Origin of the sequence: Bradyrhizobium iriomotense (genome assembly GCF_018129405.1) — a bacterium.
Lineage (GTDB): Bacteria > Pseudomonadota > Alphaproteobacteria > Rhizobiales > Xanthobacteraceae > Bradyrhizobium > Bradyrhizobium iriomotense_B.
In genome coordinates, this window is record NZ_JAFCLP010000025.1 from 80395 (window position 1) to 102330 (window position 21936).

The following is a 21936-nucleotide window of genomic DNA, read 5'->3' on the forward strand; positions in this document are numbered from 1 at the left end:
TATGGGCAACGACGGAGTATGCCTTGACTCCGCCGCCCCAAATCCCGAAAAAGCGCCCCAATCCCATCAAAATTCCCGATCCGAAGAGGAAATCCCGATGTCCCTGTCCGCCCTGGAATCCACCATCAACAGCGCCTTCGACGCGCGTGACGGCATCTCGACCTCGACCAAGGGCGAGGTGCGCGAGGCCGTGGACCAGTCGCTGGAGATCCTGGACAAGGGCGAGGCGCGCGTTGCCGAGCGCGGCGCGGACGGCAAGTGGAAGGTCAACCAGTGGCTGAAGAAGGCCGTGCTGCTGTCCTTCCGCCTCAACGACATGGGCGTCATTCCCGGCGGTCCCGGCAAGGCGACCTGGTGGGACAAGGTGCCCTCGAAGTTCGAAGGCTGGGGCGAGAACCGCTTTCGCGATGCCGGCTTTCGCGCGGTGCCCGGCGCGGTGGTGCGCCGCTCGGCCTTCATCGCCAAGAACGTCGTGCTGATGCCGTCCTTCGTTAATCTCGGCGCCTATGTCGATGAGAGCACCATGGTCGACACCTGGGCGACCGTCGGCTCCTGCGCGCAGATCGGCAAGCGCGTGCACATCTCCGGCGGCGCCGGCATCGGCGGCGTGCTCGAGCCGCTGCAGGCCGAGCCCGTCATCATCGAGGACGACTGCTTCATCGGCGCGCGCAGCGAGGTCGCCGAAGGCGTGATCGTGCGCAAGGGCGCGGTGCTGGCGATGGGCGTGTTCCTGGGTGCCTCGACCAAGATCGTCGACCGCGAAACCGGCGAGGTCTTCATGGGTGAAGTGCCCGAATATTCTGTGGTGGTGCCCGGCGCGCTGCCCGGCAAGCCGATGAAGAACGGCCAGATCGGCCCCAGCACCGCCTGCGCCGTCATCGTCAAGCGCGTCGACGAGCGCACGCGGTCCAAGACCAGCATCAACGAGCTGCTGCGGGATTGATCGGGGTCGCACTGCCTCTCCATCGTCGTCCCGGCCTAGTGTGCGCAGTTGCGCACGGGGCCAGGACGACACCGAAGGCGTATCGAACCCACCCTCCTGCCATCGCGACCAATTTCCGGGCGGCCCTTCCCGCCCGGAGCGTTTGGCATGGACTGGACCTGGTACCTGTTCCGCTTCGACGGCCGCATCAACCGCGCTTTGCTATGGCAGGCGCTGCTGATCGTCGCTGTGCTGGCGGCCTTGCTGGGAATCATCGGTCAGGTGATCCATCTCGTCAGCGCCGAGGGATCGTTGAAGCTATCCATCAAGCTCGATTTCGACTTCGGGCTCGACGACCTCTTCAAACTGGTTGATCCCCGAGCCTATCGCTCGCTGGCGTCCCTCGACCGCACGGACCTGATCCTGAAGGCGTCTGGCCTCGCGCTATTCTCATGGATCTTCCTGGCGACGACGATCAAGCGGCTGCACGATCGCAACAGGAGCGGCTGGTGGATCGTTCTATTCTTCTTCGTGCCCGGCCTGCTTAGTCAGTTCTCGGACCTGCTGCCTGACTCCACCGCGATGCTTCCGTTCAGTCTCGCCGCGTCGGGCCTGTGGCTGTGGGGCATCGTCGAGATGTTCCTTGTGCCCGGCACCTCGGGCAGCAACCGGTTCGGCCCCGACCCATTGGCCGACAGCGAGGACGGCGCCACATCTGCCGCCTCACCTGCGAAAAGCTGGGACCAGAGCCGCGAGATCGAAATTGTCCCGCCCAGTGCTAGCCCGCCCGGCGGCATGCATGTTAAGCGGGGCGCATGACCGATGCTCTCTCGATTGCCCGCGATCTCATCCGCTGCCCCTCAGTGACCCCGGCCGATGCCGGTGCGCTGGGGGTGCTTGAAAAAGCCCTCGGCGCCGCGGGCTTCACTTGCCACCGCGTGACCTTCAGCGAGGAAGGCACCGCCGACGTCGACAATCTCTATGCGCGGATCGGCACCGAAGGCCCGCACATCACCTTTGCCGGCCACACCGACGTGGTGCCGCCGGGCGACGAGAGCGCCTGGAGCGTCGGCGCATTCTCCGGTGAGGTGAAGGACGGCGTGCTGCACGGCCGCGGCGCGGTCGACATGAAGGGCGGCATCGCCTGCTCGGTCGCCGCGGTGCTGGAGCATCTCGCGGCCAATGGCGGCAAGCCGCGCGCCGATGGAAAAGGCTCGATCTCGTTCCTGATCACCGGTGATGAGGAAGACGTCTCCATCAACGGCACCATCAAACTCTTGAAGTGGGCCGCCGAGCGCGGCGAAAAATTCGACCATTGCGTGCTGGGCGAGCCCTCCAATGTCGAGACGCTCGGCGACACCATCAAGGTCGGCCGCCGCGGCTCGCAATCCGGCACGCTCGTCGTCGACGGCGTGCAGGGCCATGTCGCCTATCCGCACCGCGCGGCCAATCCGGTGCCCGACATTTCGCGGCTGATCGTGGCGATCTCCGACGAGCCGCTCGACCATGGCAGCGCGCAGTTCCAGGCGTCCAATCTCGAATTCACGTCAGTGGACGTCGGCAACAAGGCCTACAACGTCATACCCGGCGAGGCCCGCGCAAAATTCAACATCCGCTACAACGACAACCACACCCAGGCGAGCCTGCGTGAGCTGGTCGAGACGCGCCTTGCCAAAGCCTGCGGCAACCGCATCAAGGCCCGCATCGTTTGGGAGCCGTCGAACTCCAACGTGTTCGTGACCAAGCCCGGCCCCTTCACCGATCTCGCGGTGTCCGCGATCGAGGAGGTGACGGGACGCAAGCCCGAGCTGTCGACCTCGGGCGGCACGTCGGACGCGCGCTTCATCTCGAGCTATTGCCCGGTGATCGAATTCGGCCTGGTCGGCCAGACCATGCACCAGGTCGACGAGCGCGTGCCAGTCACGGATCTGGAGAAGCTGACGAAGGTGTATCGCGGGGTACTGACGCGATACTTCGCGTAAGGCGCACGCGCCTTACAGAGCTGAATTCGCCGCCTACTTCTTCTTCCGCGCCTTCGGCTCAGGCGAGAGCGCCTGCGGGTCGAAGCCGACGTAGAAGATGTAGGAATCGGCGGTCGCAGCCGACGGCACCGGATAGGTCAGATCCTCCGCGATGAAGGTGAAGGGCACGCTGCCGCCCTCCGACATCCCGACCGTGGTCCGGTAAGCCTTCGAGGCAATCACCTTCTCGCCGACGCCGCCCTGCACCACGGCGATGCGCAGGGGAACCTCGACCGACGAGGGCGCCCCGGCGGGACCGGCGATGACGCGGCCCTGGATGCCGATCCGGGCCGTGATATCCCCGCCGTTCCGCAAGCATTCGCGCGCCATCTTGGTGATCGTGGCCTGGAAGCGGACGTCATTGCCGGTCGCCGGCTTGCCGTTGGCGCCAACCGCGTAGGTGGAGGCTCCGGCACGCACCGTGACTTGCGGGCAATCGACGTCGTCGTCAGCCGCCGGCTGGCCGGGCGCGGGCGCCGGCTTGGGCTCGGCCGGCTCGTCGGACTTGCCGCCAAACAGGCTCTTGAAGCGGTCGCTCAACGACTGAGCCGCTACCGGCGAGACGGAGGCGAGCGCGACCGATAACGCCAGCGCGACCGCCGTCCCTCGCCGCGACACATTCCGCGAAGACCGAAGCTCCTTCACCATCAACGCCCATACTCCATGACAATGTTCCGGCCGGGTTATATCGCCAAAATCGGCGAACCCAAGGCAGCAAAAAAGGGGATTTTGGCCGTACGAATCGGCCGGTTCAGCCGCGGAAATCCTCGTGCAGGAGGCCGAACAGCAGGTGGTCCTGCCAGACCCCGTTGATGCAGAGATAGCGGCGGGCGAGGCCCTCGCGGGAGAAGCCGCACTTCTCCAGCACCCGGATCGACGGCGTATTGGTGGGGATGCAGGCGGCCTCGACCCTGTGCAGATTGAGCTCGCCGAACAGCGTCGGCAGCAGCACCCGCAGCGCGGCCGTCATGTAGCCGCGATGGGCATGGGGCTGGCCGATCCAATAGCCGATGGTGCCGGCCTGCACGATGCCGCGCCGGACATTCGCGAGCGTGATGCCGCCGACCATGGCGCTGTCGAGCTCACGGAAGATCAGGAAGGGGTAGGAGCGGTCCGCGGCGATGTCCTCGGAATAGCGGCGCAGGCGGCGGCGGAAGCCGGAGCGCGTCAGATCGTCCGACGGCCAGATCGGCTCCCAGGGGGTGAGATAGTCGCGGCTGGTCTCGCGCAGGTGAGCCCATTGCAGGAAATCCGACATCTGGGGGGCGCGCAGCAACAAACCGTTGCCGCGCGGGGCAAGGGCGGCGGGTCCACTGGACGGCAGGCGAAAGAGGGCCATGGTGATGCTTCCGGGGGCAATGGCGCCGTGGCGGGGGCTCCTAATGCAGCCGCGCCTTGGCACGTGCCCGGGTCAATCCTTCCGCAAAAGACACCGCCGTGTCCAGACCCCTGCCGCTGCCTAATGCGACAACCGCAGGCCGGCTGCGCGAAAGCAGCGCACGCGCCGCGTCCCGGGTCGATTCGACGCTGACAGCGTCGATCCGGGCCACCAGTTCCTGCACCGTCTGCGGCCGGCCATAGGCGAGCACGTGCCGGGCGAGCTGCTCGGCGCGGGACGAGCAGCTCTCCAGCGCCATCAGGAGCCCTGCCTTCATCTGCGCCTTGGCGCGCGCGATCTCGGCCTCGGTCAGCGTCTCCACCGAATCGTTCATGATGTCGACCACGACCTCCATCATCTCCGGCGCGTCGGCCGGATCGGTACCGGTGTAGAGGCCGAAGAAGCCGGTATCGGTGTAGGGGGCGTGGAACGAATAGATCGAGTAGCAGAGGCCGCGCTTCTCGCGCACCTCCTGGAACAGCCGCGACGACATTCCGCCGCCGAGGACGTTGGTGAAAACCTGAAGCGAAAAAAGCGACAAGTCGTTCTGCGGCACGCCTTCCAGCGCCAGCGTCAGATGCGCCTGCTCCAGCTCGCGATGCACCACCTTGGCGCCGCCCTTGCCGAACTGGGCGGGTTGCGGCTTCGGGCCCGGCGTCGCCTCGAAGCTCGCAAAGCGCTTCTCGACCTCGGCGACCACCTGGTTGTGATCGACCGCGCCGGCGGCCGCCACCACCATGTCGGGGCCGCGATAATGCGTCGAGAGATAGCCGCGCAGCATGTCGCGATTGAAGCTGCGCAGCGTCTTGGCGGTGCCGAGCAGCGACCGGCCCATCGGCTGGTCGGGATAGCAGAGCTCGTTGAGATGCTCGAACACGACGTCGTCGGGCGTGTCCTGCGCCGCACCGATCTCCTGCACGATGACGTTCTTCTCCCGCTCCAGCTCGTCCGGCTCGAAGGCAGGATTGGCCAGGATGTCGGCGAGCACGTCGAGCGCGAGCGGCACGTCGGCCTTCAGCACCCGCGCATAATAGGACGTGGTCTCGGTCGAGGTGCCGGCATTGAGGTCGCCGCCGACCGCCTCGATCTCCTCGACGATCTCGCGCGAGGAGCGCTTGGTCGTGCCCTTGAACGCCATGTGCTCCAAGAGATGCGAGATGCCGTGCTCGTTGGGCTTCTCGTCGCGTCCGCCGACGCCGGCCCAGACGCCGAGCGCGGCGGTCTCGAGATGAGGCATCTTGTCGGTGACGACGGTGAGGCCGGACGCAAGCTTGGAAATCTCGACGCTCATCCGGCAACTCCCTGCTTTGCGGCGCGGCTGACCGACAGCACGAACCGCTCGACCTCGGCCTGATCGTTCTTCATCACCTTCATGTGTTCGGATTTGGTCATGAGACCGTCGAGCCAGGCCGGCAGTTGCGGCCGCTGGCCGCAGGCGGCTTCGACCGCATCGGGGAATTTGGCCGGATGGGCGGTGGAGAGCACGATGCTGGGCACCGTGGTGTCGGTGGTGTCGCGGTCGGCGACGGCAAGCGCCACCGCGGTATGGGGGTCGACCAGTTCGCCCGCTTCGCGCCAAGCGGCGCGGATCGCAGCCGCAGTCTCGGTCTCGTCGGCGCGCCCGGCGTCGAACTCCTCGCGGATCGCGGCCAGCGTTGCGTCAGGCAGCACGAAGCGCCCGGACTGCTTCAGCGAATCCATCAGACGGCGCACGCCGGCAGCATCGCGCCGGCCGGCCTCGAACAGCAGCCGCTCGAAATTCGAGGAGATCTGGATGTCCATCGACGGCGACGCCGTCGCATGCACCTCACGCACCTCGTAGATGCCGGTCTTCAGCGTGCGTGCCAGGATGTCGTTGACGTTGGCGGCGATGCGCAGGGTGCGCACCGGCAGGCCCATGCGCTTGGCGGCGTAGCCTGCGAAGATGTCGCCGAAATTGCCGGTCGGCACCACGAAGTCCACCGCGCGCGCCGGCGCACCGACGGCGACGGCCGAGGTGAAATAGTAGACCACCTGGGCGACGATGCGCGCCCAGTTGATGGAATTGACGCCGGAGAGCGAGGTCGCATCGCGGAAGCGATGGTTGTTGAACATGCCCTTCACGAGCGCCTGGCAATCGTCGAAGGTGCCTTCGATGGCGAGCGCATGGACGTTGGCCGCGCCCGTCGTCGTCATCATCCGCTGCTGCACCTCGGAGATACGACCATGCGGAAACAGCACGATGAGGTCGACGTTCTCGAGGCCGGCGAAGGCTTCGACCGCGGCGCCGCCGGTGTCGCCGGAGGTCGCGACAACGATGGTGGTGCGCTGGCCGCGCTTTTCGAGCACATGGTCCATCAGCCGCGAGATCAGCTGCATCGCCACGTCCTTGAAGGCCAGCGTCGGACCGTGGAACAACTCCAGCACGAACTGGTGCGGCGACATCTGGCGCAGCGGCACCACGGCCGGATGGCGGAAGGTGGCATAGGCCTCGTTCGCCATGCGGCCGAGCTCGGCATCGGAGATCTCACCGCCGGCGAAGGGACGGATCACGTCGACCGCGACCTCCCAATAAGGGCGGCCGAAGAAGCCGGCGATGGTCTCGGCCGGGAGCTGGGGCCACGTCGCCGGCACATACAGGCCGCCGTCACGGGCAAGCCCGGTCAGCATCACGTCGCAGAAGCCGAGTTCAGGGGCCTCGCCCCGGGTCGAGATATAACGAGTCAAACTGCCCTCCAAAGGCCGGTCGAGCCTGAGCCCGACCCGTAAGCCTTTGATTTTACGAAATTACTTGTCAACAGCCAGAGGCTTCGGGCCACCATAAAGTGTTTTGCGGCATCGGGAAACCGCTTCCCGCCCCGGCCCTTCAAACCAAAAGGGCTGCGGCGATGCCGCAGCCCTCTCTTGGAAGGTCTGTCGTTGATATGTGCAGACCGGTTTGACTCGTCCGGGGCGCCTCCCCGCTAAAACTGTTGACGCAAGCTTTCGTCGCCTGTCACGAAATCGTCAAGGCCAAAACCGCGCACGCCGGAAAATGTTCCTGTCTTTCCCGGCGAACATGAAGGCCACGGCTCCAGATGCGAGCAAATCGAGAGGCATTTTGCCGCTTTTTCCTGAACATCGGATCATGACAAGGAACGAACGCCGCCTCGGTCCATTGTGTCGGCGGATGGTGTCCGCCGCCGGCCATGCATTGCCCGGCCGGCGGAGGCGCCCGATCCGTCGGCCGAACCGCTGCATCCTGGAGCAGCCGGTTCGGTCGCTGGCGGCGGGTCAGCCCATCCCGATTTCCACTGCGATCCGGATCAGGTCGGAATGGTTCTTGGCGCCAAGCTTCTGCTTGAGCAGCGAGGTGGTGTTGGCGACGGTCTTGTAGGAGATGCCGAGCGCCTCGGCGACCTCGACGATCTTGTCGCCGCGGCCGAGCAGGCGGAGAATCTCCAGCTCCCGCGGCGTCATCTGCGAGGCCGGATTGGCCTTGATCGCAGCACCTGAGAACGTCACGGCCTCCGCGAGCTGCGGCGAGATGAAATTGTCGCCCGCGACCACCTTTCGCACCGCTTTCAGCAGGATCCGGGGATCGTCGCCCTTGGAGACATAGCCCTGGGCCCCAAGCTCGACCGCCCGAACCACGAAGGCCGGATCGTCATTCATGCTGAACATGATGATCTTGGCCTCGGGATCGTCTTTGCGTATGCGTCGCATAAGCTCGAAGCCGGAGACATCGGGCAGGCTGATGTCGATCACGGTGACGTCGGGCCGCTTGCTGACATAGGCACGATGCCCCGATTTGGCGTCGCTGGCCTCGTCGATCCGGATCGAATTATCGGAGGCAAACAGGGTGCGGCAGCCGGACAGCACCACGGGGTGGTCGTCGACAATAAGGACCCTGGTCGCCGGCTTGGCAATATCTTGCATTCGCGCGCTCTCTTGTTTTTCGACTCATAGACCGGCGGGAACAAATGGAAAGAGAAAAACCGGCCGATGCGCGTTAGAATTGACCTAATGTGGCAACGACTTCCGTTCAGGACCCAATTGTTTCTTCCGCTCGGCGCAGGTTTTCTCGCGGCGCTGGTCCTGGGCGGCATATTGCTGCAGATATTTGCAACCGGTCAACTGGCCGACGAGAACGAGCCGGCTCGACGTTCGACCAAAACGATCGCCGCCGCGCTCAACAACACGCTGCGCACTTCGGACGATCCGCAGAAGACGCTTGAGGCCTTTGTCCATTCCCTGGACATCTCCTCCGATATCCAATTCCGCGCAATGGAGGCGGGTCCCATTTCCTCCACGAAGGATGGTCTGCGCAACCTCCAGACGGTTCCGCGGTGGTTTCTCAACCTCTTGACCATGCCGGACCTCGAGGCTGCGTCGCCGGTGGTCATTGACGGCAGGCATGTCGGCGACATCGTGTTCGTGCCGGACCTGTCGGCCGACCTGTTCGAGAAGTGGGTCGGCTTCCTCGCGCTGACCAGCCTTGTCGTCGTGCTAATGGTGCTCACCGGCACCATCGCCTACCTCTTCGCGGGATCGGTGGTGCGCCCGCTGCAATATCTCGGCGAAGGACTGACGCGAATACGGCGCGGCGACTACGCGACGCCGATCCCGGTCGAAGGGCCGCCCGAGATCCGGCGCAGCTGCGAGGCGGCGAACGCCCTGGCCGCAACGCTCGCACAATTGAGCCAGGACAATCGCGACCTGTTGCACCGCCTGGTATCGCTCCAGGACGACGAACGGCGCGATCTCGCCCGCGAGCTGCACGACGAGCTCGGCCCGCTGCTGTTCAGCATCCGCGCCGGCACGATCTCGCTGATCGAGGCCTCGCCACCGGCAGGAAATCTCGGCAATTCGGCGGAGGAGGTGCTGCAATCGGTCGAGGCGCTTCAGCACACCAACCGCCGCATCCTCGACCGGCTGCGCCCGCTCTATATCGAGGAATTGGGGCTGGAGACGAGCGTGCAGACGCTGCTTCGAAACTTTCGCAAGCAGGCACCGCATATCGGCCTGACGGCCACGCTTGATCCCGGCCTCAACGCGATCGACGGACCGCTGGCCCAGACCGTCTATCGCGTGATCCAGGAGGCGCTGACCAACGTGCTGCGCCATGCCGGCGCGAGCAACGCCGATGTACAGGCGGCCATCGTGGGCGAGGCGCTCGTCATCGAGATTTCCGACGATGGCGGCGGATTTCCAGAGGGCAATTTGTTCGGCCGCGGCCTGACCGGCATGCATGAGCGCGTGCGCGCGCTCAGCGGGTCGCTGTCATTGCTGCGCGCGGACGACCGAACCTTCGTGCGCTGCCGCCTGCCCATGGAGAGGGCGCGAGACGCGCTTTAGCACGCGCAGCCTTCGTGGGCGTTCTGTCGCGAGGGCGTGCACAGCGTACTGTAGATCTTGCCTTCCGGGCTGAAGCGAAACGAGGCGTGAATACGCAGTGCGCCGGCGACGGAATATTCGAGATCGACGCCATGCGGCGCCGGCTCGATCTCCTCCAGTCCGAAACCCGCCGCCCGGTAGGCGCTGAGCCGCGATCCCCAGTAGCTTTCGAGCTCGCGTCGGCCGCGGTGATAATGTTGCGTGCCGTTGCACGTACACTCGACCTCCGCATCATCCGCGTAGAGGTCGAGCAACGTCGTAAGGTCGCCCGTCCTGCAGGCATCCACCCAGTCGACGACAATTCCCATCTGATCGAAATCGCTCACGCTGCATTCCTGTCTGCCGCGGACAAACTCAAGCACGGCTTAGGATCACACTCGTGAAAATGTGTTGAATAATAAACCCCGGACGATTCCGGGTTCCGTCCGGGAACCTACGGATGGTTCAGACCGGGCGCCGACCTCTCATCCAGACGCCGAAAGCGATCAGCACCGCGCCCGCGAGCGTGAACCAGGTGACGGCGTATTGCAGGTGATCGTCCTTCAGATGCACGTCCAGCGCACCTGGGCGGGGAATTCCGTTTTCCGGCGCCGGCTGCTCCAGGTCGACATAGAACGGCGCCACCGCGCCCCAATGAAGCGCGCTTGCGATCGCAAGATGATCGCGCACGAACCAGAGTCGCTTGTCGCGATTCTCCGCCGGCGTCATCCAGCTAGATGCCTCGGGGAAGCGGAGATAGCCGGTGAGCGCGATCGCCTGCCCGGTGATGAGCTTCTTCACCGCACGGTCCTCGACGCTGCGGTCCTGCATCGTGTTCTCGACGAAGCCCGCATCGATCACGACCATCTCGCCGGTCGCAAGCCGCGCCGGCAGGAAGGCCCAGGTGCCGGGACCCGAAGCGTCCTTGCGTACGGCCGAGCCGGACGAATAGACCATCGCGTCGGGCAGCGGGGCGTAGGTCGCGGTGAAGCTGACACGGCGGAATTCATCGCGGCCGGGATTCAGCGCCGCCCATTGTGCCGCCGGCGGCAGCGCAACGGGAGCTGCCGCCAGACGCTCGGTGAGCGCCGCAATCAGCTCGTGCTTGGCGGTCCGGCGCTGCAATTGCCAGATGCCGAGCGCGACGAAGGAAGCAGTCAGGACCAGCGTGAACAGCGCGAAGCCGGCCACGCGGGGCTTGCGCGCAGTCTGGTTCATTTCGTGCGGTCGATCAGCCGGCCCGGCGCCGCCTTGTGGTGGAATTGCAGCGCGATCAGCAGCGACTTCATGGAGCGCAGCGGCAGCAGCGTGGTGGCGAGGATCAGCGGCAGCCAGAGCACCGCATGCAGCCAGAACGGCGGCTGATACTTGACCTCGACGACGAGCGCGCAGCCGACCACGATGGCACCGGCCAGCATGATGATGAAGATGGCCGGACCGTCGCCGGAGTCGATGAAGGCATAGTCGAGGCCGCAGCGCTCGCAAGAGGGGGCGAGGTTGAGGAAGCCCGCATAGAGCTTGCCCTGGCCGCAGCGCGGACATTTGCAGGCAAGCCCGCGCATCGCGCTTTGCAGGACGGTGGTTTCAGGCTCGGATGGACCGGCGGTATCGTTCATGATGGCGTACTTTATCACGTTTTCGCAGAATCTTTCGGCGGCCGGAAAGCGAAAGGGCGGCCCCGCGGCCGCCCTTTCCAATCAATCCACCACAGCTCAGTGCGCGCCGTGAGCCATGGCCTCGGCACCGCGTCCCCACACATAGATGCACAGGAACAGGAACAGCCAGACCACGTCGACGAAGTGCCAGTACCAGGCGGCGAACTCGAAGCCGAGATGCTGCTTCGGCGTGAAGTGGCCGGCATAGGCACGCGCCAGGCACACGATCAGGAAGATGGTGCCGACCAGCACATGGAAGCCGTGGAAGCCGGTGGCCATGAAGAAGGTCGCGCCATAGACGTTGCCGGCGAAGGAGAACGCCGCGTGGCTGTACTCATAGGCCTGCACGCAGGTGAAGAGCGCGCCGAGCACGACGGTCAGGATCAGGCCGTACTTCAGTCCCTGGCGATCGTTCTCGAGCAGCGCATGGTGGGCCCAGGTCACGGTGGTGCCCGACGTCAGCAGGATCAACGTGTTGAGGAGCGGCAGGTGCCAGGGATCGAAGGTCTCGATGCCCTTGGGCGGCCAGGTGCCGGGCACCGCGCAGGCGCCGGCCTGGGTGCCGAGGCCGCAGCCGAACACCGCATCGCGGGTGGCGTGGACGGCGTCGGCCGGAAACAGCGCCGCGTTGAAATAGGCCCAGAACCAGGCCACGAAGAACATCACCTCGGAAGCGATGAACAGGATCATGCCGTAGCGGTGATGCAGCTGCACGACGCGGGTGTGGTCGCCCTTGTACTGGGCCTCCTTGATCACGTCGCTCCACCAGCTTGCCATGGTGTAGAGCACGCCGACGGTGCCGACGCCGAACACGATCGGGGCGGCCGCGAACATGTGATGCATCCAGGCGATCGCGCCGACCGCCATGATGAAGGCCGAGAGCGAACCGACGGCCGGCCAGGGAGAGGGATCGACCAGGTGATAGTCGTGATGCTTGGTGTGCGCCGTCGCCATTTCCGTCTCTCTCCTCAATCCCGTGCCTATCAGGCACTTATCCCCTTGTTTCCAACCTGCCGAGCGATAGGCCCGGCGGTCAGAGATTTCCCTTGCGTCTGTCGGCTTCGCCCGATGCCAGCGGCTTCACCACCGGATCCTTCACCGGATAGAACGTGTAGGACAGCGTGATCGTGTTCAGCCCGTCGTTCTCGTGATCGTCGGCGATCGAGGGATCGACGTAGAACACGACCGGCATCTCGCGCTTCTCGCCCGGCGCCATGGTCTGCTCGGTGAAGCAGAAGCAGTTGATCTTCTGGAAGTAGGAGCCGATCGTCAGCGGCGCGACGTTGTAGGCGGCTTGCCCTGCGGTGGCGCGCGCGGCCTGGTTGGTCACGGTGTAGAAGACGGTCACGACCTGGCCGATATTGACCTCGATCTCGCTCTGCTCCGGCTCGAACTTCCAGGGCAGGCCGGGCGCGACGTTGGAATCGAAGCGCACCGCGATTTTTCGCGCGATCGGGCCGGTGGCGGGCGCGGAGGTCGCGACTTGCGTCGTGCCGTTGAAGCCGGTGGCGCGGCAGAACCAGTTGTAGAACGGCACCGCCGCGTAGGAGGCGCCGACCATCAGCGCGACCACGCCGCCGCAGATCGAGGCGACCAGCGCGTCACGGCCGAGGCCCTTGGAACGGCCCTTGGCCGTCCGGCTCTGATCGCGCGATATGGTCGGCTCGTGATCCATGTTTCCTACATCGGCCGGACTAGCACTGCCGGTCCCTTGACCATGGTGACGGCGAAGAACAGCACCACGAGCACGCCGAGTGCCAGAGCAATGGCAATGGAGCGCTGACGACGGCTCTTCTGCTGCGCCTCGGTGAGGACGATTCCATCTGGCTCGGGTTTGTCAGCCATTCCTGCCTCATGCGCCCCCAACCATCGGAGCAAGCGCCCGATACACGACCTCGGCCAGCAGGGTCGCAAACAGCGCGAACAGATACAGGATCGAGAAAGCAAACAGCTTGCGGGTCGCACGCAGCGACTGGCTGCGCTCGCGGCGCACATAGACGTTGATGGCGAGCACCAGCATGCCGGCGCCGAGAATCAGCGAGACCACGCCGTAGACGGCGTCGAAATAGCCCAGCGCCCAGGGCGCGGCGGCCACCGCGATCAGCACGATGGTGTAGAGCAGGATCTGCAGGCGTGTCGCGTCGGGGCCGGCGACGTTGGGCAGCATCGGAATGCCGGCGCGCGCATAATCGTCGGAGCGGAACAACGCCAGCGCCCAGAAATGCGGCGGGGTCCAGAAGAAGATGATGGCGAACAGCAGCAGCGGCTCGACGTCGACCGTGCCCGTCACCGCGGCCCAGGCCACCACCGGCGGCAGCGCGCCGGCGGCGCCGCCGATCACGATGTTCTGTGCGGTCCAGCGCTTCAGCCACATCGTGTAGATCACGACGTAGAAGAAGATGGTGAAGGCGAGCAGCGCGCCCGCGATCCAGTTGACGAGGATGCCGAGCGTCATCACCGAGAAGAAGGCGAGCGTCGTGCCGAACGCCATCGCCTCGGGACGGGTGATGCGGCCGCGCGGGATCGGACGGTTCGCCGTGCGCGACATCTTGGCGTCGATGTCGCCTTCGAGCGCCATGTTGAGCGCGCCGGAGGCGCCGGCACCGACGGCGATACAGAGCAGCGAGGTGATCGCCAGCACCGGGTGGAAATGCCCGGGCGCCATCGCCATTCCGACCAGCGCGGTGAAGATTACCAGCGACATCACCCGCGGCTTGAGCAGCGCGATGTAGTCCCGCACCTCCGCTTCGGAGATGCGGGGATTGATGTCGGCGGCGTGGTGGTCGAGGACGGACACTTAATTCAACTCGCTTCGTTATAGAGCCGCGGCGCCCGTCACGGGCGCCGCGGGAGATCGATCACTGCACGCGGGGCAGCACTTCGAACTGGTGGAAGGGCGGCGGCGAGGGCAGCGTCCACTCGAGCGTGGTCGCACCCGCACCCCACGGATTGTCGCCCGCCGGCACCTTCTTCATGAAGGCGTCGAGCACGCAATAGAGGAAGATCAGGACGCCGAAGCCGGAGATGTAGGAGCCGAGCGACGACACCAGGTTCCAGCCCGCGAACGCGTCGGGATAATCGACGTAGCGGCGCGGCATGCCCGACAGGCCGAGGAAGTGCTGCGGGAAGAACACCAGGTTGACGCCGATGAACGTGACCCAGAAATGCGCCTTCGCCAGCGTCTCGTTGTACATGTAGCCCGACATCTTCGGGAACCAGTAGTACCAGCCGGCGAAGATCGCGAACACCGCACCGAGCGACAGCACGTAGTGGAAGTGCGCGACGACGTAATAGGTCTCCTGCAGCACGCGGTCGACGCCCGCGTTCGCCAGCACGACGCCGGTGACGCCGCCGACCGTGAACAGGAAGATGAAGCCCACCGCCCAGATCATCGGCGCGCGGAATTCGATCGAGCCGCCCCACATCGTGGCGATCCACGAGAAGATCTTCACGCCGGTCGGAACCGCGATGACCATCGTGGCGGCGACGAAATAGGCCTGCGTCGCCGAGGACATGCCGACCGTGTACATGTGGTGCGCCCACACCACGAAGCCGATGCCGCCGATCGCGACCATGGCGTAGGCCATGCCGAGATAGCCGAACACGGGCTTGCGCGAGAAGGTGGAGACGATCTGGCTGATCATGCCGAAGCCGGGCAGGATCAGGATGTACACTTCGGGGTGGCCGAAGAACCAGAACAGGTGCTGGAACAGCACGGGATCGCCGCCGCCGTCGGGCGCGAAGAACGTCGTGCCGAAATTGCGGTCGGTGAGCAGCATGGTGATCGCACCGGCGAGCACCGGCAGCGACAACAGCAGCAGGAACACCGTCACCAGGATCGACCACACGAACAGCGGCATCTTGTGCAGGGTCATGCCCGGCGCGCGCATGTTGAAGATGGTGGTGATGAAGTTGATGGCGCCCAGGATCGACGAGGCGCCCGCCAGATGCAGCGACAGGATCGCGAAGTCGACGGCCGGGCCCGGATGGCCGGAGCTCGACAGCGGAACGTACATGGTCCAGCCGGCGCCGACGCCGTTGGCCCCCGGCTCGCCCTCGACGAAGGTCGACATCAAGAGCAGCGCGAAGGAGGCCGGCAGCAGCCAGAACGAGATGTTGTTCATGCGCGGGAACGCCATGTCGGGCGCGCCGATCATCAGCGGCACGAACCAGTTGCCGAAGCCGCCGATCATGGCGGGCATGACCATGAAGAAGATCATGATCAGGCCGTGGGAGGTCACGAAGACGTTGTAGGTGTGCGTCTCGTGGAAGATCTGCACGCCCGGATACATCAGCTCGGCCCGGATCGCGATCGACATCGCGGCACCGATGACGCCGGCGACGACCGCGAAGATCAGGTACATCGTGCCGATGTCCTTGTGATTGGTCGAATAGACGTAGCGCCGCCATCCGGTCGGATGGGCGTGCTCGTGGTCATGTCCGTGGTCTTGCGCGTGATCGCCGTGTGTCGCTGCGCTCGTTGCCATTTTCAAATCCTGCCTTGCGTCCCAATCGGACCTTTGGAGGTCCCGCCCTTTTATGTCGCTTTCGGTCCTCTCGAGCCTTGACCCGGCGCTTACTGCGTCGGGCCGACCGCGGAGGCGTAGGTGCTGGTGCCGCCGCTCGCGAATTTCTTCTTCGCCGTCTCGACCCAGGAGGCGAACTCCTGGTCGCTGACCACGCGGATCGCGATCGGCATGAAGGCGTGATCCTTGCCGCAGAGTTCAGAGCACTGACCGTAATACATGCCGGTCTTGGTGGCCTTGAACCAGGTCTCGTTCAGCCGGCCCGGGATGGCGTCGATCTTGACGCCGAAAGCCGGCAGCGCGTAGGCGTGGATGACGTCTGCGCCGGTGACCTGGACACGAATCACCTTGTTGACCGGCACCACCATCTCGTTGTCGACGCCGAGCAGGCGGGGCTGCTTGTCCTGGGCCATCAGCGAGTCGAACTCGAACTTGCCGTTATCAGGATACGCATACGACCAATACCACTGCTTGCCCGTCGCCTTCACCGTCAGATCCGCCTTCGGAATGTCGAGCTCCAGGAACAGCAGGCGGAACGACGGCACCGCGATGCCGACCAGGATCAGCACCGGAACCAGGGTCCACACCACCTCGATCAGCGTGTTGTGGGTGGTGCGCGACGGCACCGGATTGGCCCTCGCGTTGAACTTGATGACCACGACGATCAGCAGCGCCAGAACGAACAGCGTGATCAGCGTGATCAGCACGAACAGGAAGTTGTGGAACCAGACGATGTTGTCCATCACCGGCGAGCCGGACTGCTGGAGCGTCCACTCCCACGGCGCCGGCTGCCCAAGCTCGGCAAATGCCGCCCCGCCCGTCGCCAGCGTCAGGCCAGCAACGGCCAATCCCAGCAAATGCCGGCCTACCCGGCCCATCGACATCCTCATGCCGTTCGCGCTCCCCTTACGAAATCACCCCAAGTGCATTCCCCTATTTCCGGGAAACGCTTATTCGATCCGTCCGTCTGACAAACCGCCGCTCAAGAATACCTCTAAGAGGAATTGGGGCCAGATCGCTAGAACGCCGAAATCAAGCCTCTCAAACCATAATTCTTGATCTATCGCAATGCAGTCTTGAGCCCCGTCTGTCAGCGATCACCCGCAAGATATTTCCTAGTAACATCAGACAAAAATACCGTTTCCCGGGATGCCGCGGCTTGACAGCGGAATTGCCCGCTGTAGGCACTTGCGAACGGCCGCACAGGAACGTGATTCGTGTCGGCGGTGGCGGCCTCGGCGGCGCGGAATTTGCTTGGGAATTGCCTTCAAGACGCCGTCATTTCCGTATCAGTCCACCCGCGCAAGCGACCCAGGCGAGCAGAGGGACCGACCCCGATGGGGCTTTCGAGATGCATGGCGAGGCAGGCCGACGGCCTCACGGCGCTGGCGGCCCTGCTGGCTGCGGTCGTTCTCCTGGCCCTTCCGGGCCTTGCCCATGCGCAGGGCGCGGTGCGCTCCGTCCATGGCGACTGGCAGATCCGCTGCGACACCCCGCCGGGCGCCCAAACCGAGCAATGCGCCCTGATCCAGAGCGTGGTGGCGGAAGACCGCTCCAATGCCGGCCTGACCGTGATCGTGCTCAAGACCGCCGACCAGAAGAGCCGCCTGATGCGGGTGGTCGCCCCGCTCGGCGTCCTCCTGCCCTCCGGCCTCGGCCTCAAGCTCGACAATCAGGACGTCGGCCGCGCCGGCTTCGTCCGCTGCCTGCCCAATGGCTGCGTCGCCGAGGTGGTCATGGACGACAAGCTGCTCGGCCAGCTCCGCAGCGCCAAGACCGCCACCTTCATCATCTTCGAGACCCCGGAAGAAGGCATCGGCTTCCCGCTCAGCCTGAACGGGCTCGGCGAGGGGTATGACAAGTTGCCGTAGGGTGGCGGGCGGACCTAGTAAATCTCGAGGCACGCCGCGCCGTTGTCGCCCTCGAAAGACTGAATGGTCTGCACCTGTCGCCGAAGCAGATCGGCAATCGCCGCAGTCGTTTGATTGCCACTCCGGAGCCAAATGACCTTGGGCGGAGATCCCAATAAGCCTGCCATCTCGGCGAAATCGACGTCCTGGGTCACGATCGCAAAGCCATTTGCCTTCGCAAACTCCCAAAGGACACGATCAGCCACTTCGGAGAGTCCATGAGACCGGACGTGGGCGGAATCCGGAAAAAGATCGGCAATCATCTGGCAAAGTTTGAAGCTGAGATTCTGATCGAACAGCAGCTTCATATGGGTGCCGTCACCAATCGCCTCTCGCGATCGGCGGCATAGGCCAGGCAAGCGCGGATATCGTCCTCGGTCAATTCAGGAAAATCATCGAGGATTTGGGCATGGCTCTGCCCCGCAGCCAGCCATCCCAGAACATCCGCCACGGCGATCCGCATATGACGAATACAGGGCCTACCCCCGCGTTTGCCCGGTTCGATGGAAATGATATCCCGGTAGTCCATACCGGGAAGTATAGCACTGATCTGAGGGCTGCTTCAATTTCGGCTTAAGGTCATCATCCCGCGTGTCCCAAAGCCGCCCTGACCGCTCTAAAACAGCAGCGCCATCTGGATCACGTTCTCGTACACGCCATCGATCCTGACGGCGTTGCGCGACAATCCCTCGACGGCAAAGCCAACCCTCTTGTAGAGCGCGATCGCGCTCGGATTGTTCTCGCGAACCGAGAGCTCGACCCGCGTCATGCCCGCTCCTTGCGCGGCAGCGAGCGTCGTCGTGATCAGCCGCGTTCCGAGGCCCTGCCCTCGAAAGGGCTGCAAAATTCCCATCCCGAGGATGCCTGCATGGGCGTAGATCGGCCGCGGATGGCGCCTGACGTCGCACCAGCCGACGACGTCATCGCCCGAGAGCGCAACGAATTGCGGATTGCCCTGAGCGATCATGTCGAGAACGAAGCTGCGCGTCGCCTCCAGCGGAGGCGCCTCGAGAAAGGCGAGATAGCGCCGCTCCCGCGCGACTGTGTCGAGCGCGCGATGGAAGCTTTCGATCTGCGCTTCGGATATGGCAATGATTTCAATCATGTCGTTTCGGTAATGTGACGCACCGCCCTCTCGCCGAACGGCTGGGAAGCCATTATCTTGCCCGACATCTCTCCGACAATGGGTGATCGATGACCAACCCCGCCACAACTTCCCTGCTCGACCGCGCCAATCTCGACCGCGACCAGGTTCGCAACGAGGTCGCGCGCGGGCTCGCCGGCGCCGACGACGGCGAATTGTTCCTGGAATACAGCCAGACCGAAGCGCTGATGTTCGACAATGGGCGGCTGAAGCAGGCGACCTACGATACCTCGCAGGGTTTTGGGCTTCGCGCCGTCAAGGACGACGCGGTGGGTTATGCGCATTCCTCCGACGTGTCGCTGCCGGCGCTGATTCGCGCCGCCGATGCGGTCGCGGCCGTGCGCGGCGGCTATTCAGGCAGCTTTGCGGCCCCGCCGGCGCATACCAACGTGCGGCTCTATAGTGACGACAATCCGCTGGATGCCCCCGGCTTCGAGACCAAGGTCAAGCTGCTGGCCGAGATCGACGCCTATTTGCGCGACAAGGATCCGCGGGTGCGGCAGGTCAGCGTCAGTCTCGGCGCGACCTGGCAGGTCGTCGAGATCCTGCGGCCCGACGGCGAGAGCTATCGCGACATCCGTCCGCTGGTGCGCGTCAACATCTCCGTCGTCGCCGGCCAGGGCGATCGCCAGGAGAGCGGCAGCAAGGGCTATGGCGGCCGCGCCGGCTATGCCGAATTCATCGAGAGCAAGAATTGGCGCGACGCCGCCGACGGTGCGCTGCGCGAGGCGCTGGTCAACCTTGAGTCCATTCCGGCTCCCGCCGGCGAGATGGACGTCGTGCTGGGCGCCGGCTGGCCCGGCGTGATGCTGCACGAAGCGGTCGGCCATGGCCTCGAGGGCGACTTCAACCGCAAGAAGACCTCGGCGTTCGCCGGCCTGATGGGCCAGCAGGTCGCGGCCAAGGGCGTCACCGTGGTCGACGACGGCACCATGGCCTCACGCCGCGGCTCGCTCTCGATCGACGACGAGGGCACGCCGACCAACCGCACCGTGCTGATCGAGGACGGCATCCTGGTCGGCTACATGCAGGACCGCCAGAACGCACGCCTGATGAACATGAAGCCGACCGGCAACGGCCGCCGCCAGGGCTATGCCCATGTGCCGATGCCGCGCATGACCAACACCTACATGCTCGCGGGCGACCGCGATCCGGCCGAGATCCTGAGCTCGGTGAAGAACGGCGTGTTCGCCGCGAATTTCGGCGGCGGCCAGGTCGACATCACCTCGGGCAAATACGTGTTCCAGTGCACCGAGGCCTACAAGATCGAGAACGGCAAGATCGGCGCGCCGCTGAAGGGCGCGATGCTGATCGGCAACGGGCCGACCGACCTGCATCGCATCCGCATGATCGGCAACGACCTCGCGCTCGACACCGGCATCGGCACCTGCGGCAAGAACGGCCAGGGCGTCCCGGTCGGCGTCGGCCAGCCGTCGCTTCTGATGGAACGCATTACGGTGGGTGGAACGGGCGCATGAGCGTTGAAAAAGTAACTGCCGCTCCCAAGCGCAAGAGCAGCGGCTGGGGCGGGCAGATCGTTCAGCTCGCCGGCATTGTGGCCGCCGTGTTCATAGCCAAGGGCGCGCTCGCCGAGCCGTTCTACGTGCCGTCGGGCTCGATGGAGCCGACGCTGCTGATCGGCGATGCGCTGCTCGCCTCGAAATTCCCCTACGGCTACGGCACCTCGTCGCTGCCGATCCAGATCAACCTGCCCGAGAGCGGCCGCGTCTTCGCGGAGACGCCGAAGCAGGGCGACGTCGTGGTCTTCCGCTGGCCCGGCGATCGCTCGCAGGCCTGGGTCAAGCGCGTCGTCGGCTTGCCCGGCGACCGCATCCAGATGCGGCAGGGCCAGCTCTTCATCAACGACCGCCCCGCCGAGCTGAAGCCCGACGGCGTTGGCTCTGCCGAAGACGACAATGGCGGCACCGAGCCGGCCTATCGCTATGTCGAGACGCTGCCGAACGGCGTCTCGCACCTGATCTTCAAGATGCGTGACAACGGCCCGCTCGACAACACGCCCGAGGTGACGGTGCCAGCCGGCCACCTGTTCGTGCTCGGAGACAACCGCGACAATTCCGCCGACAGCCGCGTGCCCCTGCGCTCCGGCGGCGTCGGGCTGCTGCCGGTCGACAATCTGATCGGGCGCGCCGACGCCGTGGTCGGCTCCTGGGATCTCGGCATGCGCAGTCAGCCGGTATGGACCTGGCTGTCCGGCTTCCGGCTCGCGCGGTTCTTCACCGCGGTGCATTGACGGGATCGTAGGGTGGGCACGCGTCCGCCTTGCTCTTCGAGCTACGGCAAATGTTTTGCCTACCCTACGATTTCCGATGACCCGCGACGAATTTCTCGCTCTCGCCCTGCGCAATCCGGTCAACGCAGCGATCATCGACGAGCTCGCGCGTCTCGCCCTTCCCGACGCGTGGCTGGTCTCGGGATGCCTGGTGCAGACCGTATGGAACGTGCTCACCGGCCGCGCCATCGATCACGGCATCGCCGACTACGACGCATTCTATTTCGATCCCGATACGTCGTGGGAAGCGGAGGATGCGGTGATCCGCAAGCTGCATGAGCGAGTGGCGCATCTCGGCGTCAAGGTCGAGATCCGCAACCAGGCGCGTGTGCATCTGTGGTATCCCGACAAGCACGGCCTGCCCTATCCGCCCCTGAGAAGCTCGACCGAGGGCATCGACCGCTTCCTCACGCAGAACACGCAAATTGGCGTCAGGCGCGCCGGCGATGGCTACGAGGTCTACGCGCCGCATGGCTTTGGCGATGTCGCAGGGCTGATCGCGCGGCCGAATCCGGGACCGAATTTTTCAGCGACGAATTACTCGGTGAAGGCCGAGCGATGGAAAGCGCTATGGCCGGAGCTCACGGTGATCGCGGCGGAGTGAGATCTCGTAGGGTGGGCAAAGCGAAGCGTGCCCACCACCTCTTGCAATAGTTGAAAGATCGTGGGCACGGCGCTTTGCGCCTTTGCCCACCCTTGTATTAGCGCACCGGATTAGAATGGTCTCGTTCCGTGAGGAATGGCCCAGCCCGGGTG

Annotated in this window: 25 protein-coding genes; 8 read left to right on the forward strand and 17 right to left on the reverse strand. The window is 64.9% G+C overall.

The features are described 5' to 3' along the window. Positions 1-97: 97 nt before the first annotated feature. The 3 genes from dapD (at position 98) to dapE (ending at position 2904) form a co-directional block, all read left to right on the forward strand. Complete coding sequence (dapD, locus tag JQ592_RS33950; RefSeq protein WP_211407066.1) at positions 98-943, forward strand: 2,3,4,5-tetrahydropyridine-2,6-dicarboxylate N-succinyltransferase; 846 nt, start codon at positions 98-100, stop codon at positions 941-943. Between the two features lie 147 nt (positions 944-1090). After that, positions 1091-1741: a DUF805 domain-containing protein gene (locus JQ592_RS33955; RefSeq protein WP_211407067.1), complete on the forward strand. Its 651-nt coding sequence runs from the start codon at positions 1091-1093 to the stop codon at positions 1739-1741. Beyond that, a complete protein-coding gene (gene dapE, locus JQ592_RS33960) occupies positions 1738-2904 on the forward strand; it encodes a succinyl-diaminopimelate desuccinylase (protein ID WP_211407068.1) in 1167 nt (388 codons plus the stop codon). The genes JQ592_RS33955 and dapE overlap by 4 nt, the downstream gene beginning before the upstream one ends. 33 nt (positions 2905-2937) lie before the next feature. Here the strand turns inward: dapE and JQ592_RS33965 are convergent, their stop codons facing one another. From JQ592_RS33965 to JQ592_RS33985, 5 genes are all read right to left on the reverse strand, one after another. Then, a complete protein-coding gene (locus JQ592_RS33965; RefSeq protein ID WP_211407069.1) occupies positions 2938-3591 on the reverse strand; it encodes a hypothetical protein in 654 nt (217 codons plus the stop codon). A 103-nt stretch (positions 3592-3694) separates the two neighbouring features. Beyond that, positions 3695-4282 carry a GNAT family N-acetyltransferase gene (locus JQ592_RS33970; protein ID WP_211407070.1) on the reverse strand — a complete coding sequence of 196 codons (588 nt, stop codon included), beginning with the start codon at positions 4280-4282 and terminating at the stop codon, positions 3695-3697. A 40-nt stretch (positions 4283-4322) separates the two neighbouring features. Further along, positions 4323-5612: a M16 family metallopeptidase gene (locus JQ592_RS33975; protein ID WP_211407071.1), complete on the reverse strand. Its 1290-nt coding sequence runs from the start codon at positions 5610-5612 to the stop codon at positions 4323-4325. Continuing rightward, positions 5609-7027, reverse strand: coding sequence for a threonine synthase (gene thrC / locus JQ592_RS33980; RefSeq protein WP_211407072.1), 1419 nt, complete (start codon positions 7025-7027; stop codon positions 5609-5611). Before thrC ends, JQ592_RS33975 begins: the two co-directional genes overlap by 4 nt. A gap of 546 nt (positions 7028-7573) precedes the next feature. Continuing rightward, a complete protein-coding gene (locus tag JQ592_RS33985) occupies positions 7574-8218 on the reverse strand; it encodes a response regulator transcription factor (protein ID WP_211407073.1) in 645 nt (214 codons plus the stop codon). A gap of 87 nt (positions 8219-8305) precedes the next feature. Here JQ592_RS33985 and JQ592_RS33990 point away from each other — a divergent pair, with 87 nt between their 5' ends. Further along, a complete protein-coding gene (locus JQ592_RS33990; RefSeq protein WP_211407074.1) occupies positions 8306-9637 on the forward strand; it encodes a histidine kinase in 1332 nt (443 codons plus the stop codon). Here the strand turns inward: JQ592_RS33990 and JQ592_RS33995 are convergent. From JQ592_RS33995 to coxB, 9 genes are all read right to left on the reverse strand, one after another. Then, positions 9634-10002, reverse strand: a complete 369-nt coding sequence (locus tag JQ592_RS33995; protein WP_211407075.1) for a nuclear transport factor 2 family protein — start codon at positions 10000-10002, stop codon at positions 9634-9636. The genes JQ592_RS33990 and JQ592_RS33995 overlap by 4 nt on opposite strands. Before the next feature lie 118 nt (positions 10003-10120). After that, the gene (locus JQ592_RS34000; protein ID WP_211407076.1) at positions 10121-10873 is read right to left on the reverse strand and encodes an SURF1 family protein; all 753 of its coding nucleotides are present in this window, start codon (positions 10871-10873) and stop codon (positions 10121-10123) included. Continuing rightward, positions 10870-11271: a DUF983 domain-containing protein gene (locus tag JQ592_RS34005; RefSeq protein ID WP_211407077.1), complete on the reverse strand. Its 402-nt coding sequence runs from the start codon at positions 11269-11271 to the stop codon at positions 10870-10872. The genes JQ592_RS34000 and JQ592_RS34005 overlap by 4 nt, the downstream gene beginning before the upstream one ends. Before the next feature lie 96 nt (positions 11272-11367). Then, positions 11368-12264, reverse strand: a complete 897-nt coding sequence (locus JQ592_RS34010) for a cytochrome c oxidase subunit 3 (RefSeq protein WP_211407078.1) — start codon at positions 12262-12264, stop codon at positions 11368-11370. 79 nt (positions 12265-12343) lie between these two features. Next, positions 12344-12985 (reverse strand): cytochrome c oxidase assembly protein, encoded by a 642-nt coding sequence (locus JQ592_RS34015; RefSeq protein WP_211407079.1) that lies wholly within the window; start codon positions 12983-12985, stop codon positions 12344-12346. A 5-nt stretch (positions 12986-12990) separates the two neighbouring features. After that, positions 12991-13155, reverse strand: coding sequence for a CoxF protein (locus JQ592_RS34020; protein WP_130363571.1), 165 nt, complete (start codon positions 13153-13155; stop codon positions 12991-12993). A 7-nt stretch (positions 13156-13162) separates the two neighbouring features. Continuing rightward, positions 13163-14107: a heme o synthase gene (locus JQ592_RS34025; protein ID WP_211407080.1), complete on the reverse strand. Its 945-nt coding sequence runs from the start codon at positions 14105-14107 to the stop codon at positions 13163-13165. Between the two features lie 61 nt (positions 14108-14168). Further along, entirely contained in the window at positions 14169-15797 is a 1629-nt protein-coding gene (gene ctaD, locus JQ592_RS34030) for a cytochrome c oxidase subunit I (RefSeq protein ID WP_211407081.1), read from the reverse strand. Between the two features lie 89 nt (positions 15798-15886). Then, entirely contained in the window at positions 15887-16726 is an 840-nt protein-coding gene (gene coxB / locus JQ592_RS34035; protein WP_211407082.1) for a cytochrome c oxidase subunit II, read from the reverse strand. A gap of 447 nt (positions 16727-17173) precedes the next feature. On the opposite strand from coxB, the gene JQ592_RS34040 reads away from it, so the two are divergent. Next, positions 17174-17707 carry an invasion associated locus B family protein gene (locus tag JQ592_RS34040; RefSeq protein WP_211407083.1) on the forward strand — a complete coding sequence of 178 codons (534 nt, stop codon included), beginning with the start codon at positions 17174-17176 and terminating at the stop codon, positions 17705-17707. Positions 17708-17721: 14 nt separating this feature from the next. Here JQ592_RS34040 and JQ592_RS34045 read toward each other — a convergent pair whose 3' ends face one another. From JQ592_RS34045 to JQ592_RS34055, 3 genes are all read right to left on the reverse strand, one after another. Beyond that, positions 17722-18054 (reverse strand): DUF5615 family PIN-like protein, encoded by a 333-nt coding sequence (locus JQ592_RS34045; RefSeq protein WP_211407084.1) that lies wholly within the window; start codon positions 18052-18054, stop codon positions 17722-17724. Beyond that, complete coding sequence (locus tag JQ592_RS34050; RefSeq protein WP_200513696.1) at positions 18051-18275, reverse strand: DUF433 domain-containing protein; 225 nt, start codon at positions 18273-18275, stop codon at positions 18051-18053. Before JQ592_RS34050 ends, JQ592_RS34045 begins: the two co-directional genes overlap by 4 nt. Positions 18276-18362: 87 nt before the next feature. After that, positions 18363-18851, reverse strand: a complete 489-nt coding sequence (locus JQ592_RS34055; RefSeq protein ID WP_211407085.1) for a GNAT family N-acetyltransferase — start codon at positions 18849-18851, stop codon at positions 18363-18365. Positions 18852-18940: 89 nt separating this feature from the next. Here JQ592_RS34055 and tldD point away from each other — a divergent pair, with 89 nt between their 5' ends. The 3 genes from tldD to JQ592_RS34070 all read left to right on the forward strand — a co-directional run bounded on the left by tldD (position 18941) and on the right by JQ592_RS34070 (position 21784). Further along, positions 18941-20368: a metalloprotease TldD gene (gene tldD / locus JQ592_RS34060; RefSeq protein ID WP_211407086.1), complete on the forward strand. Its 1428-nt coding sequence runs from the start codon at positions 18941-18943 to the stop codon at positions 20366-20368. After that, a complete protein-coding gene (gene lepB, locus JQ592_RS34065; protein WP_211407087.1) occupies positions 20365-21141 on the forward strand; it encodes a signal peptidase I in 777 nt (258 codons plus the stop codon). The genes tldD and lepB overlap by 4 nt, the downstream gene beginning before the upstream one ends. Positions 21142-21217: 76 nt before the next feature. Beyond that, on the forward strand, positions 21218-21784 hold the full coding sequence (locus JQ592_RS34070) for a nucleotidyltransferase family protein (protein ID WP_211407088.1): 567 nt from the start codon (positions 21218-21220) through the stop codon (positions 21782-21784). Positions 21785-21936: the final 152 nt, after the last annotated feature.

Coding starts and splice junctions, on each gene's coding strand:
- dapD (WP_211407066.1), top strand. CDS start 98: ATGTCCCTGTCCGCCCTGGAATCCACCATCAACAGCGCCTTCGACGCG.
- JQ592_RS33955 (WP_211407067.1), top strand. CDS start 1,091: ATGGACTGGACCTGGTACCTGTTCCGCTTCGACGGCCGCATCAACCGC.
- dapE (WP_211407068.1), top strand. CDS start 1,738: ATGACCGATGCTCTCTCGATTGCCCGCGATCTCATCCGCTGCCCCTCA.
- JQ592_RS33965 (WP_211407069.1), bottom strand. CDS start 3,591: ATGGTGAAGGAGCTTCGGTCTTCGCGGAATGTGTCGCGGCGAGGGACG.
- JQ592_RS33970 (WP_211407070.1), bottom strand. CDS start 4,282: ATGGCCCTCTTTCGCCTGCCGTCCAGTGGACCCGCCGCCCTTGCCCCG.
- JQ592_RS33975 (WP_211407071.1), bottom strand. CDS start 5,612: ATGAGCGTCGAGATTTCCAAGCTTGCGTCCGGCCTCACCGTCGTCACC.
- JQ592_RS33985 (WP_211407073.1), bottom strand. CDS start 8,218: ATGCAAGATATTGCCAAGCCGGCGACCAGGGTCCTTATTGTCGACGAC.
- JQ592_RS33990 (WP_211407074.1), top strand. CDS start 8,306: ATGTGGCAACGACTTCCGTTCAGGACCCAATTGTTTCTTCCGCTCGGC.
- JQ592_RS34000 (WP_211407076.1), bottom strand. CDS start 10,873: ATGAACCAGACTGCGCGCAAGCCCCGCGTGGCCGGCTTCGCGCTGTTC.
- JQ592_RS34005 (WP_211407077.1), bottom strand. CDS start 11,271: ATGAACGATACCGCCGGTCCATCCGAGCCTGAAACCACCGTCCTGCAA.
- JQ592_RS34010 (WP_211407078.1), bottom strand. CDS start 12,264: ATGGCGACGGCGCACACCAAGCATCACGACTATCACCTGGTCGATCCC.
- JQ592_RS34015 (WP_211407079.1), bottom strand. CDS start 12,985: ATGGATCACGAGCCGACCATATCGCGCGATCAGAGCCGGACGGCCAAG.
- JQ592_RS34020 (WP_130363571.1), bottom strand. CDS start 13,155: ATGGCTGACAAACCCGAGCCAGATGGAATCGTCCTCACCGAGGCGCAG.
- ctaD (WP_211407081.1), bottom strand. CDS start 15,797: ATGGCAACGAGCGCAGCGACACACGGCGATCACGCGCAAGACCACGGA.
- coxB (WP_211407082.1), bottom strand. CDS start 16,726: ATGAGGATGTCGATGGGCCGGGTAGGCCGGCATTTGCTGGGATTGGCC.
- JQ592_RS34040 (WP_211407083.1), top strand. CDS start 17,174: ATGGGGCTTTCGAGATGCATGGCGAGGCAGGCCGACGGCCTCACGGCG.
- JQ592_RS34045 (WP_211407084.1), bottom strand. CDS start 18,054: ATGAAGCTGCTGTTCGATCAGAATCTCAGCTTCAAACTTTGCCAGATG.
- JQ592_RS34050 (WP_200513696.1), bottom strand. CDS start 18,275: ATGGACTACCGGGATATCATTTCCATCGAACCGGGCAAACGCGGGGGT.
- JQ592_RS34055 (WP_211407085.1), bottom strand. CDS start 18,851: ATGATTGAAATCATTGCCATATCCGAAGCGCAGATCGAAAGCTTCCAT.
- tldD (WP_211407086.1), top strand. CDS start 18,941: ATGACCAACCCCGCCACAACTTCCCTGCTCGACCGCGCCAATCTCGAC.
- lepB (WP_211407087.1), top strand. CDS start 20,365: ATGAGCGTTGAAAAAGTAACTGCCGCTCCCAAGCGCAAGAGCAGCGGC.
- JQ592_RS34070 (WP_211407088.1), top strand. CDS start 21,218: ATGACCCGCGACGAATTTCTCGCTCTCGCCCTGCGCAATCCGGTCAAC.